10 protein-coding genes are annotated in these 13056 nt (G+C 66.8%); 4 read left to right on the top strand and 6 right to left on the bottom strand.

What is annotated here, in order from left to right:
• Window positions 1-57: 57 nt before the first annotated feature.
• The 4 genes from KHP16_RS07470 to KHP16_RS07485 form a co-directional block, all read right to left on the bottom strand.
• Window positions 58-2265, bottom strand: coding sequence for a TonB-dependent receptor (locus tag KHP16_RS07470; RefSeq protein ID WP_179593497.1), 2208 nt, complete (start codon window positions 2263-2265; stop codon window positions 58-60).
• Window positions 2266-2407: 142 nt separating this feature from the next.
• Window positions 2408-2785, bottom strand: coding sequence for a DUF3325 domain-containing protein (locus tag KHP16_RS07475; RefSeq protein WP_109581028.1), 378 nt, complete (start codon window positions 2783-2785; stop codon window positions 2408-2410).
• On the bottom strand, window positions 2782-4476 hold the full coding sequence (locus KHP16_RS07480) for a PepSY-associated TM helix domain-containing protein (protein WP_211959875.1): 1695 nt from the start codon (window positions 4474-4476) through the stop codon (window positions 2782-2784). The genes KHP16_RS07475 and KHP16_RS07480 overlap by 4 nt, the downstream gene beginning before the upstream one ends.
• A complete protein-coding gene (locus KHP16_RS07485) occupies window positions 4473-4775 on the bottom strand; it encodes a DUF3649 domain-containing protein (protein ID WP_179593495.1) in 303 nt (100 codons plus the stop codon). Before KHP16_RS07485 ends, KHP16_RS07480 begins: the two co-directional genes overlap by 4 nt.
• 224 nt (window positions 4776-4999) lie before the next feature.
• Between KHP16_RS07485 and KHP16_RS07490 the strand changes: the two genes are divergently transcribed.
• The 4 genes from KHP16_RS07490 (at window position 5000) to KHP16_RS07505 (ending at window position 10702) form a co-directional block, all read left to right on the top strand.
• Complete coding sequence (locus KHP16_RS07490; protein ID WP_244214448.1) at window positions 5000-5995, top strand: Bug family tripartite tricarboxylate transporter substrate binding protein; 996 nt, start codon at window positions 5000-5002, stop codon at window positions 5993-5995.
• 62 nt (window positions 5996-6057) lie between these two features.
• Window positions 6058-6453 (top strand): hypothetical protein, encoded by a 396-nt coding sequence (locus KHP16_RS07495; RefSeq protein WP_211959876.1) that lies wholly within the window; start codon window positions 6058-6060, stop codon window positions 6451-6453.
• Window positions 6454-6466: 13 nt separating this feature from the next.
• Window positions 6467-8851, top strand: a complete 2385-nt coding sequence (locus KHP16_RS07500) for a DNA polymerase II (RefSeq protein ID WP_211959877.1) — start codon at window positions 6467-6469, stop codon at window positions 8849-8851.
• Between the two features lie 144 nt (window positions 8852-8995).
• Window positions 8996-10702 (top strand): MBL fold metallo-hydrolase, encoded by a 1707-nt coding sequence (locus tag KHP16_RS07505; protein WP_179593492.1) that lies wholly within the window; start codon window positions 8996-8998, stop codon window positions 10700-10702.
• A gap of 16 nt (window positions 10703-10718) precedes the next feature.
• On the opposite strand, the gene KHP16_RS07510 is transcribed toward KHP16_RS07505, so the two are convergent.
• On the bottom strand, window positions 10719-11666 hold the full coding sequence (locus tag KHP16_RS07510; RefSeq protein WP_211959878.1) for a D-2-hydroxyacid dehydrogenase family protein: 948 nt from the start codon (window positions 11664-11666) through the stop codon (window positions 10719-10721).
• 2 nt (window positions 11667-11668) lie between these two features.
• Window positions 11669-13039 (bottom strand): MmgE/PrpD family protein, encoded by a 1371-nt coding sequence (locus KHP16_RS07515; RefSeq protein ID WP_121490860.1) that lies wholly within the window; start codon window positions 13037-13039, stop codon window positions 11669-11671.
• Between the last annotated feature and the right edge of the window lie 17 nt (window positions 13040-13056).

Here is a 13056-nt window from a genome sequence, read left to right on the forward strand (position 1 = left end):
CGTCGCACGCGTTCATTAAAAAACCCGGCATCGCCGGGTTTTTTATGTCGTCGCGTATCAGTAGTCCACGGTCATGGAGACCTTGAACGTGCGAGGATTGCCAATAGTCAGCACGTTGTTCGACGTCGAGACGCCCGACCAGTAGTCCTTGTTGGCCACGTTCTCGACGAACGCACGCAACGTGTACCGAACCTGCGAAGCCTTGAACGTGTAGCGCGCGCCGAGGTCGATGCGGTTCCACGACGGCAGCGAGATCGTGTTCTGCGGATTCGCGTTCTGGCGGCCAGTCTGGATGAACCGGCCCGTCACGGTCGACCCCGGCAGGAACGGCAGGTCGTATTCCGCGCTCGCCGTGGCCGTGTAGATCGGCACGCCCACGCCCTTCTTGCCTTCGGTCGCCGGATTGCCCGTGTTCTGGTACGCCGAGTCGATATACGATGCGCCCGCCAGCAGCCGCAGCCCGCGCAGCGGTTCGCCGAAGATGCTCCACTCCACGCCACGGTTGCGCAGGTCCTGCAGGCCGAAGACGTTCGTGGTGGTGGACGTGGTGCCGATCGGCTGCTCGATCTGGAAGAACGCCAGCGTCGTGCCGAACTTGCCGGCATCGTACTTCACGCCCGCCTCATGCTGCTTCGACTTGGCCGGCGGGAACACCTCGCCACGGTTGACCGCGGTGTTGCCCGCGGTCGGACCCTGCGCGAGGCCCTGGATGTAGTTGTAGTACACGGACAGGTTCTGCAGCGGCTTGACCACGAGGCCGAACATCGGCGACGTTGCCGATTCACTGTACGCCGTGGTCAGCGCGCCGGTGGCGGTCGCGTAACCGCGCACGTTGATCACCTGCTGGCGCACGCCGGCCGTGAACAGCACGCGATCGTTCAGGAAGCCCAGCGTGTCCGACACCGAGACGCCGTTGAGGTTGACGCGCTGCGTGGTGAACGGGTCATCCATGTTGCCCGTTGTCGGCGCTGCCGGATAGGCGACCGATGGCGCGTTGTACAGGTTGGTGGCGAAGCTCGCGGAGCTCTGGAACGCGGTGCCGCGCCGTTGCTCGAGCCCCGACCAGCTGGCGTTGACCGTATGGCTGACCACGCCCGTCATGAAGCGGCCGCGTACGCCGAACTCGCCGCTGTAGGTGGTCTGCTCGAAGGGCACCGTCAGGCGGGTCGCGGTACCGAAGCCCGTGTTGCCGACCGTGGCGCCGCTATACGTGCCGAACTCGTTGGTCTGATGCCCGCCGAACGCGGCGTATGCCGTCCAGTCCTTCGCGAAGTCGTACTCCGCGCGAATCGTGCCGTAGATGTCTTCCAGCGAGGAATTGGTCCACTGCTGCGCGAAGTTCGTGGACGCATTCGGGACTGGCGGCAGCGCCGTGCCGTTCAGCGTGATGGTGCTGCGGCCCTGATAGATGCGCTGCTTCTGGTAGCCGAAGTCCGCATTGACGCGGAAATTGTCGCCCTGGTAATCCATGCCCAGCGTGAACAGGCGCTGCTGACGGCTCTCGTTGTCGACCGCCGTATCGCCGCCGCGCGCCATCGCATTGACGCGCACGCCGAACTGCTTTTTCTCGCCGAAACGGCGGCCCACGTCGATATGCGCGCCGGCCTGGCCATCGCTCGTGTAGTCGATGGTGCCCTGCGTGATCGGCGCGGACGTCGCGTACTTCGGCACGAGGTTGATCGAGCCGCCCACGCTGCTGCCGCCCGGCGACACGCCGTTGAGGAACGCATTGGCGCCCCGGAACACTTCGACGCGCTCGAGGCCTTCGGTCGAGGCCACCTGGCGCGGCGCAATACCGTAGAGACCGTTGTAGCTGATGTCATCGGACGTCAGCGTGAAGCCGCGCACGATGAACGTTTCCGAAAAGTTGCCGAAGCCCGAACTCACGCGAATCGCGGGATCGTCCGCCAGCACCTGGCCGACCGTGCGGGCCTGCTGGTTCTGGATCTGCTCGGCCGTGTACGACGTGACGCTGAATGGCACGTCCATGAAGTCCTGGTTGCCGAGCACGCCGATGCGCGCCCCGCGTGCCACCTGCCCACCCGCGTAGGGCGGCGGCAGCGTATCGGTACCGGCATCGGCACGCACGGTTACCGCCGGCAGCGTGGTCTGCGCGGCCGCGGACGGCTGCTGCGCGGGGGAAGTGGGGGCCGTCGCTTCCTGCGCGAGGGCAAGGGTCGGCAGTGTGCCCGCCGCGGCGAGCGCGGCAACAAGATGGCGCAGACGCGGACGGGTCTTCGAGGGCGTGAATGTGGCGTACGACAAGGTGATGCTCCCGGTATCGATTTCTCTGTTCTGATGGATGCTGGTCAAACGCGTCTCCCCCTCCCCCGCGGCGCGCCGCGCGCGGCGAATGACGCCGTTGGTGGTCTGGTGTGGCTCCGCGTCATGGGCGGCGCATCGTTGGCTATGCGGCGGGGACTCCAGCGCTCAGCGCGGCAGCGAGCGCGATGACGGCGATGGCGGCCGCCGCGCGCGCGATGCGGCGGGTCACGTGTGGCGCGCAGGAGAAGGTGGCTACCGACACCCACGCGCAGACGGACAGGATGCCGATCCAATAAAGGAGCCCGAATGCCCAGCCCTGGGCCATGACGCATGCGGTCAGGGCCAGCGCGAGGGCGAGGTAGCCCAGCAGCCGCAGACGCACGACCTGCTCGCGCGAGGGCTCGGTGCCCCGGCCGTGGATATCGGCGTGATGGCGGTCAATCGTCAGGCCGAGCCACGAGAAGCCGCCCAGCGTGAAGCCGAAACCCGCGATAGTGGAAGCCAGCAGCGCGGCGCTCATCGCAGTTCTCCCGCCCGTAGCTCTCCCGCACGCAACTCCCCAGCCCGCAGTTCTCCCGACGCGCGCGCGGCATGCGTCGTCGCAGCGGATGCAGGCCCGGGGGCCTGCTTCGCGCCTTGCTTGCCCGCCGCCTTCTTCCGACCCACGAGCCAGGCCGCCAGCGCAAAGCCCGCGCCAAGCAGGCATACGACGCCGTCGAAGGCATAGACTGGCAGCGGCAGCTGGCCGAGCGAGGCTGGCGTGGTCAGCATGTCGAGCACCGGCAGCGCCGCGAACATCGCGGCGGCGGCCCACAACAGTACGCGCCACGTCCCGCGTGTCGGACGTACCTGCCCGACGATCGCCACGACGGCCCAGGCGATGAAGAAGGCCCGCGCTTCCATATCGGCCCGCTGCGCCATGTCGGCCGGCAACAGGCGGTTGGCCCAGAAGTACGTCGCCATCGCCAGCGGCACACCGGCGATAGCGCCAATGTTCAGCGCCTCGACCAGCCGCAGTCCGAAAGGCGTGCGCCCCGCCTGCGCGATCCGCTTCGCATGATGCTGGCGCGTCTTGACCGCCCACAGCAGCGCCCCGGTCGCCACCATCAGGCAACCCGCGAGACCCGATACGAAGAACAGCCAGCGCATGGCGTACGGCGCGAAGCTGGCGATATGCAGGCCGACCATCACGCCACGCGTCTGGTTGGCGGCCTTGGGGTCCTCGTTGAGGACGCCCACCTGCCTGCCGGTAACGCCATCGAACACGACCGTCGGCGCCTGCGAATTCATGCTGCGACCCGAGTCGCGCAACACGGCGACCTTTGCGCTCGCGTCGTTCGGACGCTCGATCGAGATGCGCGCCGGTTGCGTGCCGTCCCAGTGCGCGATGGCCTGCTTCACCATGGGCCCGATCGGCGCCATCGGGGCTTCGATGCCCGACGCCTTCACCTGCCGGTCGCGGAAGCCGAGGTCGGTGAAGAATGCCTTGTCGTTGTCCTTGTAGGCGGCCTGGATGCCGAACGGCATGTACATGAACAGCAGCGTGACGATGCCGGTGTACGTGATCATCAGATGGAACGGCAGCGCCAGCACGGCGGCGACGTTATGGCCATCCAGCCACGACCGCTGTCCCTTGCGCGCGCGGAACGTGAAGAAGTCCGCGAAGATGCGCCGGTGCGTGATGATGCCGCTGATGATCGCCACCAGCATGAACATCGTGCAGACGCCCACGATCCAGCGCGCCCATTGCACGGGCATGTAGTGCAGGTCGAAGTGCAGCCGGTACAGGAATTCGCCGCCGCGCGTCTCCCGCGCGCCGGCCAGCGGTTCGCCCGTGGCCGGGTCCAGATTGCGCCGCTCGAGGCGGTCGCGCGCGGGCGTCGCCTTCTCGCCCTCCTTTGGCTTGCGCGTCCAGAACATCGACAGGATGGGACGGCGGTCCGTCGGCAGCTGGATGAACCAGCGTTCGGCGTCGGGGGCGTTCTTTTTGAGATAAGCCACCGCGTTCTCGGTCGCCTGCTCGGCGCTCACGGGCGCGGACAGTTTCGCGTGCCAGTCCGGACGCATCCAGACGGTGATCTCTTCCTTGAAGTACGCGGCGGTGCCGCAGCAGTAGACGAGGAACAGCACCCAGCAGACGAGCAGGCCCGACCACGTGTGGAGCCACGACATCGACTGGCGGAGGCCCAGCGGTTTTCCGAGTTCGGTCATGCCTGCCCTCCCATCGCCCACCAGCCCAGCGCGAAGATCGCGCACGGTACCGCGAGGCCCGCCCACGCGCGCCATGCGTTGCGCGTGGCGAACACCCAGATCACCGCGAGCACATACCAGACGAACGCGAGCAGCGTGGCCGTGACCACGGCTTCCGAACGCGGCATGCCGAGCCAGCGAATCAGCGCCAGGGAGAAACACCCGGCGGACAAAGCCGCCAGTCCATAGCCGCCAAAAATGGCGGCCAGCGCGCGAGACGCCACCGCGAGGCGGTAGCGGACCGTGATGGCCTGGGTCATGCTGAAGAGGTACCTGAAATGGTGTTGCAAACGCATATGATAATGGTTCGCATCAGCATTGTGGTGGTTGTCTGATGTCAATAATGGATACGCATGCAGACATTTGCAGACATGTAGCGAAAACGCTAAATGCTCTTGCGGGTTTTGCGGGAGAGACGCCGCGAACCGCGCGCGTAGAATGGCGTGGCTTAGCTCATAACAACCAGGTGGATGGAGACGCAGTAATGAAAGTCATGACCCGACGCGGCGCGACCGCGCTGCTGGCGATGGGCGCGATTGCCGCGACCGCCGCATTGATAACCGCCCCCGCCGCGCAGGCCCAGGAAGCCTGGCCCAGCAAGCCGATCGTGCTGGTCTCGCCCTACGCGCCGGGCGGCACCACGGATGTGCTCGCGCGCCTGCTGTCCTCGCGCCTCGGCGAAAAGCTCGGCCAGCCCGTGGTCGTCGAGAACCGCGCCGGAGCCGGCGGCAATATCGGCACCGCGTACGTGGGCAAGTCCAAGCCGGATGGTTATACCTTCCTGCTCGCGGCCAGCGGCCCGATCGTGATCGCGGGCGCGCTGTATCCCAAGCTCAACTACCGCCCCGACGCGGACTTCACCGCCGTGTCGCCGCTCGCGCGCACGAGCTTCGTCGTGGCCGTCAACGCCAAGTCGGGCCTGACCTCGCTGAACGACATCATTGCCAAGGGCAAGGACGGCAAGCTGTCGTTCGGCTCGGCCGGCTCCGGCACGCCGCAGCACATCATCGGCGAGATGTTCAACGTGGCCGCCAAGACCAAGATCCAGCACATTCCGTACAAGGGCTCGGGCCCGCTGCTGAACGACCTCGTGGGCGGCCAGGTGCCGCTGGCCTTCGAGAATCCGCTGCCGATCATGCAGCAGGTCAAGGCCGGCAACCTCAAGGTGCTCGCCGTCACGGGCGCGCAGCGGTCGCAGGCGCTGCCGGACGTGCCGACGCTCGCGGAAAGCGGCATCAAGGGCTTCGACGCGCAGCCGTGGTACGGCCTGCTCGGCCCGGCCGGACTGCCGAAGGACATCACCGACCGCATGAACGCCGAGGTGCAGGCGATTCTGGCTTCCCCCGACGTCAAGGCGCAGCTGGCCGGCCTCGGCGTGGAGCCGATGGTGATGAAGCCGCAGCAGTTCCAGCAGTTCATCGCGACGGACATTACCAAGTGGGGCGCCGCGGTCAAGGCATCGGGCGCAACGGTGGATTAAAGGGGTATCCTTTCGGTCTTTGCCGTTTGAATCATGCCGGGGGGCACCCCCCGGCGGCCCCCATGTCCCAGTCCACCCTGCTCGATTATCCCGCCCTGCTCGCCCTCGCGCGCGCTTCCGATGCCGTCACGACGGACTGCGGATGCGTGAAGTCGCTCTCCACGGCATGGGAAAGCCAGCCCGTGTCCTTCCCGGAAGAACAGCTCAAGGAAGTCGGCACATTGCGGGAGGCCGACGAAGACGAACTGACGTTCGACGAATATCACCCGGACCGCACGCAGTTCTGGTCGCCCGAGGCGCCGATCGCGCCGCGCTTTTATCCCGCCAACCGCTGCGATGTCTGGGGCTGCACGATCTGTGGCCGGCATTTCCTGCGCTACGTCGAGGGCGGCGGCTACTTCGTCGATCGTCGTATCCGCAAACTGTCGGCGGCACTGCTGGTCGACGCAACGCGCTGACGGCGCTGACGGCTTGGCAGTACAGCAGGGTTTCATCCTGACGCGGCACTGGCGCGATACCGCGGCGGGGACCGAGGTCGACATCTGGCTGGCGACCGATGACGGGCCGCGCCTCGTGCGGCTGCCCAGCCAGACTTCCACCGCCTTCATTCCCGCGTCGCAGCGCGCGCTCGCCGAGACCGTGCTGCGCGACGAGCGCGGCGCGGAACTACGGCCGTTGCAGTTGCGCGATTTCGACCGGCAACCGGTGCTGGGCCTGTACGTCCACCAGCATCGGCATCTGATCAAGCTCGAGAAGCGGCTGCAGCAGGCGGGCGTCGAGGTCTACGAGGCCGATATCCGTCCCCCCGAGCGCTATCTGATGGAGCGCTTCATCACCGCGCCGGTTGTCTTCGATGGCCGGGACGACGGGGACGGCGTGCTGCGCGACGCGGTGCTCAAGCCCGCGCCCGACTACCGGCCGCCGCTGCGGCTCGTCTCGCTCGATATCGAGACCACGTCGTTCGGCGACCTGTACTCCATCGCGCTGGAAGGCTGCGGGCAGCGGCAGGTCTATATGCTCGGCCCCCCGAATGGACGAACAACGGACACCCCCGCTCCCGACGCAGACTTCGCGCTCGAGTATTGCGACACGCGCGCGGCGATGCTCGACGCGCTGAACCAGTGGATGGCCCGGCACGATCCCGATGCCATCATCGGCTGGAACCTTGTGCAGTTCGACCTGCGCGTGCTGCAGGAGCATGCGCGCAAGCTCGGGGTGCCGTTGCGGCTGGGGCGCGGCGGTGCGGAGATGGAATGGCGCGAGCATGGCAATCGCGAGCAGCATTACTTCGCCGCCGCGGCGGGACGTCTGATCATCGATGGCATCGAGGCGCTGCGCTCCGCCACATGGAGCTTTCCCTCGTTCGCGCTCGAGTCGGTTGCGCAGACACTGCTTGGCGAAGGCAAGGCCATCGGCACGCCGTACGATCGCATGGACGAGATCGATCGCATGTTCGCCGAGGACAAGCCTGCCCTGGCCCGCTACAACCTCCAGGACTGCGTGCTCGTTACGCGCATCTTCGAGAAGACGGAGTTGCTGCGGTTTCTGCTCGAACGCGCGAGCGTGACGGGCCTGCCCGCCGACCGCAGCGGCGGATCGGTGGCGGCCTTCACGCATCTGTATATGCCGCTCATGCATCGGCAGGGCTATGTCGCGCCCAACCTTGGGTCGCGCGAACCGGAAGCCAGCCCCGGCGGCTTCGTCATGGACTCGCGTCCGGGGCTGTACGAGTCCGTGCTCGTGCTCGACTACAAGAGCCTGTACCCGTCCATCATCCGCACGTTCCTGATCGATCCCATCGGGCTCGTGGAGGGCATGGCGGCTCCGAACCCCGAGGCGTCGATTCCCGGCTATCGCGGCGCGTTCTTCTCGCGCACGACGCATTGCCTGCCCGCCATCGTCGAGCGCGTGTGGCAGGGGCGCGAGGCCGCCAAGCGCGAAGGCAACAAGCCGTTATCGCAGGCGCTCAAGATCATCATGAACGCGTTCTATGGCGTGCTCGGGTCCAGCGGGTGCCGCTTCTTCGATCCGCGGCTTGCGTCTTCCATCACCCTGCGCGGGCACGAGATCATGCGGCAGACACGGGCGTTGATCGAGGCGCAGGGATATGACGTGATCTATGGCGATACGGATTCCACGTTCGTGTGGCTGCGGCGCGCGCGTGACGAGGCCGAGGCCGGTGCCATCGGCAAGGCGTTGGTCGCGCACGTCAACCAGTGGTGGCGCGATCATCTCCAGCGCACCTTCGGCATTGCCAGCGCGCTGGAGCTCCAGTTCGAGACGCATTTCCGGCGGTTCCTCATGCCGACGATTCGCGGCACCGACCTTGGCAGCAAGAAGCGGTATGCGGGACAGGTACTGCGTGCCGATGGGTCGGCCGATGTCGTATTCAAGGGGCTCGAGACCGTTCGGACGGACTGGTCGCCGCTCGCGCAGCAATTCCAGCAGACGCTGTACCAGCGAATCTTCGATCGGCAGCCCTATCAGGAGTATGTGCGCGAGACGGTGCGGCGGACCCTCGCCGGCGAGCTCGATGACCAGCTTGTGTATCGCAAGCGGTTACGGCGGCAGCTGGACGACTATCAGCGTAATGTGCCGCCGCACGTACGAGCGGCGCGCATGGCGGACGAGTACAACGAGAGCCTCGGGCGTCCTCGCCAGTATCAGCATGGCGGGTGGATCCGCTACGTCATGACCGTGGCGGGGCCGGAGCCGATGGAAGCACGCCGTTCGCCGATCGATTATGCGCATTACGTTCAGAAGCAGCTGCAGCCCGTGGCCGATGCCATCCTGCCTTTTCTTGGCGATGATTTCGATACCCTCCTCACCGGGCAGCAGGATCTGTTTGGCGGCTGACCTTCTGGGCTGAGCTTCTGGGCTGACCTTCCGGGCTGACCTTCTGCGGTGGAAGTCCGACGCCTGCCTCATGTTGCACCGCTAGGTTCGGGCGGCGCGGCAAACCGCTACACTGGCAACTATTTTCCGCCGCCGGCCGCCCTCATGTCCTCCTCCCCGTCTACCGCGTCACCGTCCGCCTCCAAGGCCCTGCGGCACGCCGCCAGCGTACTGGTGCTCCGCGATGGTCCGCGTGGCATGGAAGTCCTGCTGATGCAGCGGCCCGAACGCAGCGACGATCGCAGCAGCGGCGCGTGGGTCTTTCCAGGCGGCACGCTCGATCCGCAGGATGGCGCGCTGCATCCCTTTTGCGTGGGGCTCGACGAGGACGGGGCCAATGCGCGGCTGGAGGTGCCGTCGGGCGGGCTCGACTATTACCTGTGCGCGATTCGCGAGGCCTTCGAGGAAGCGGGCCTGCTGTTTGCCCACGACGCGGCAGCCCCGGCGGGCACCGCGCCGCTGATCAAGCTCGATGCGCTCGATGCCGCAACGCTCGATGCCCTGCGCGATGCGGCGCGTTACGGTGGCAAGGGCCTCACGCATGTGTGCGAGTCGCTGAACCTGCGCATCGCGGTGGATCGGCTGGTCTACGTGAGCCACTGGCTCACACCACCGGGATTGCCGAAGCGTTTCGATACGCGCTTCTTCCTGGCGCATGTGCCCCCGGGACAGACGGCCACGCACGATGGCGTAGAGGCCGTCGACCACCGCTGGATCCGCCCGGCGGAGGCGCTCGACGCGTCCAGCGGGATGTCGTTCGTCAACGTCACGCGCAAGATGCTGCAGTCGATCTCGCACTTCCGCACCGTGGACGCCTGCATTGGGTATGCGCGCGAGCAAGGGACCATCGTGCGGGTCATGCCTCGGCTGGCGAATGGGCCGAAGGGTGTGCGTCCGGTGATGCCCGAGGAAGCGCCGTATGCGGAGATCGGGCGCATCGATCCCGATGGGGCATTGCTTGGGCGATATGCGCTGGAAGCGGATGTGCCTGTGCGGCTGTCGGATCGCGTGATTCGTGTGACGGCCAACAATGGCAACGCGATGACTGGGCCGGGGACCAACACCTATCTGATTGCGGCGGCGGACGGTGCATGGGCGGTGCTCGACCCGGGTCCGGACGATGCCGCGCACGTCGAGGCCGTACTTGCCGCGGCGCCGGGCCCGATTCGCTGGATTCTGGTCACGCATACGCACCTCGACCATTCGCCCGCGACGGTGCGGTTGCGCGAGGCTACCGGTGCCACGGTGCTTGGCCGCACGACGTCCGTGCCCGATCGTCAGGATCAGACGTTCGCGCCGGACCGGGCGCCGGAGCATGGAGAACGCCTCGAGCTCGGGCCCGAGGTGACCCTGCGCGTCGTCCATACGCCGGGACACGCGTCGAACCATCTTTGCTTTCTGCTGGAGCAGGAGAAGCTGCTGTTCACGGGAGACCACGTGATGCAGGGCTCGACGGTGGTCATCAATCCGCCCGACGGCGACATGCACGCGTATCTCCGCAGCCTGCATGCGCTGCTGGACGAAGACCTCGAGTGGATCGCGCCGGGGCACGGGTTCCTGATGCCCCGGCCGCACGATGCGATCCGCTTGCTGATCCGGCATCGGCAGCAACGGGAGGCGAAGGTCGTGAACGCTCTCCGTTCGCTCGGGCCCGCGGATATTGCCACGGTGCTGGCCAGCGTGTACGACGACGTGCCGGAACGCATGCATCCCGTCGCGCAGCGGTCGCTCCTCGCGCATTTGCGGAAGCTGGCGGTGGATGGGGTGGCGGTGGAAGATGGAGCGTTGTGGGGGTTGGCGGCTGCTGGCTAGTGTGGATCGTTCGCACTCACCCGAGCCATGCCTCCAACGCGCTCACCACCCCCCTCGCGAACGTTCCAAACACCGGCTCGCTCACGAAACCCATATGCGGAGTCACCACCAGATCCCGCCGCTGTCGCAGCGGGTCAGCCGCCGGCACGGGTTCCACGTCGAACACGTCCAATGCCGCCACAGCCGGCCGCCCACGGTCCAGCGCGGCGGGCAACGCCGCCATGTCGACAAGCGCCGACCGTGACGTGTTGACCAGGATGGCATCCGGCCGCATCAACGCCAGACGTTCGGCATCGATGAGCCGCGTCGTCGCGGACGTCGGCACCAGATGCAGGCTCACCACCCGCGACGTAGACAGCAGCGCCTCCAGGCTCACCGCCGTCACGCCCTCCTCCGCGGCCCGTTCCGGCGTCATCCGGGGGCTCCACATCACGACGTCCATCCCGAACGCCTTGCCCACGCGCGCCACCCGCTTGCCGATTTCGCCGAGACCGATCAGCCCGAGCCGCTCGCCTGACAAGACACCCGGCAGGGGGAGGCTTTCAGCAGGCCGCCACCCGCCGTCGCGCATCGTCGCCATCTGTGCCTCGAGCTGACGCGCGGCCGCGAGAATCAGCGACCACGTCATCTCGCACGTGCTCTCCTTCGAAGGCCCCCACTCCGTGTTGGCCACCGGAATTCCGCGCGCCTTCAGCGCCTCGAGGTCGAGCGTGGTGTTGCGCGTGCCGGTAAACACAACGAACCGGAGCCGCTCCGCCAACGCCAGCGTACGCGCATCGAGCGGCGTGCGGTCGCGCACGAGCACCAGTACCTCGGCGTCCCGCAGCGCCTCCGCCAGCGCGTCCCCGCGCACGGGCGCGTGATGGAAAGCGACCTCGGCCCGCGCGGAGATCGAAGACCAGTCGGCGAGACGCGTCAGCGCTCGCTCGTAATCGCCCAGTACGACAATCCGTAGACGGCCCATGATCAGGGGCGCGCCAGCGCGGTGATCGTGCGCACGTCAGCGGCCTCCCCAAGCTGCCAGCAGGCGCCAATCAGCTCGCGCACACGCGCTTCGCCAAGGATCGGGTCGGCCAGCGAATGGAACTTGGCGTCGAGGTTGGCGTCGGTCATCGGACGTTGCAACGAACCGATCGCGTGATCCACCCGCACGTCGATCTCGCGCCCATCCTTGAGCACCGCCCTGACCAGCGCGGCTGCCTCATCGACATTGCCATCGGCCGTGGCGACGACCTTGCGGCGCAGTGCCACCACGTCGTCGCGCGTGACGATATGGTCCGAGAATTCTTCCTCCGCCGCACGACCGAAAATCAGCCCCGCCGCGCAACCGTGATACACGCTGAACTTGGCCAGCAGCCCGTCGGTCGGCTCCTTCTTGCCCGTGAGTTCGAGCACCAGCGGATGCACGGTCAGTTCGATGCGCTCGACGTTCTCCGGTGTCACACCCTGCTCGCGCAACTGCACACACGCATCGATGCTCGGATGAATCACGATGCCGCACGCAAACGGCTTGTACGTATTGAACGAGATCTCGAAGCGCGTGCCCAGCTCGTCCGTGATTTCGTTCCAGTCGGACTTGGCCGAGATCACCTGCATGAAGCCACGCGGCGCTTCCAATGCCTTCGCGCTCGACGTAAAGCCATGCTTCGCCAGCAGCGCCGACATCAGCCCGGCGCGGGCCGCGCCGCCCGGATGAAACGGCTTGGTCATCGTGCCGAACTGCTCGCGCAGGCCCACCGGCTGCGAGGCGGCGATGCCGAGCGCCATCGTGGTCTGTTCTTCGTTCAGGCCCATCAGACGCGAGCATGCGGCCGCCGCCCCGAGCATGCCGGTGGATCCCGTGATATGCCAGCCACGGTCATAGTGGTCCGGGTACATGGCATTGCCCACACGGCACGCGACGTCGATGCCGAGCACCACCGCGTCGATCACCGCACGGCCGCTCGCGCCCGTATGCTCGGCAAGCGCGAGGACGGCGGAGGCCACCGGGCCAGCCGGATGGATGATCGTCTTCAGATGCGTGTCGTCGAAGTCGAACGTATGCGATGTGATGCCGTTGACCAGCGCGGCGCTGGCCATGTCGACCTTCTCCGTGCGGCCCAGCACCGTGGCCTGCGCCGCGGGCTGTAGTTCGGCCACCGCGGCGAGCGCCGCCTCGGCGGATTCGTGCCGCGCTGCGCCGACCGCGCAACCGAGCCAGTTCATGAACGTGCGATGCGCTTCGTGATCGACGGCATCGCTCCAGCCGCGCGACGGATGGGTGGCGACATATTTGCCGAGAATGCGGGTGACCGCCGGGGCGTTGTGGTCGGCGGCGACGTGGGTATTGCGGGCCATAAAGCGTTTCCTTGATG

Origin of the sequence: Cupriavidus plantarum (assembly GCF_905397285.1) — a bacterium.
Classification (GTDB): domain Bacteria; phylum Pseudomonadota; class Gammaproteobacteria; order Burkholderiales; family Burkholderiaceae; genus Cupriavidus; species Cupriavidus plantarum.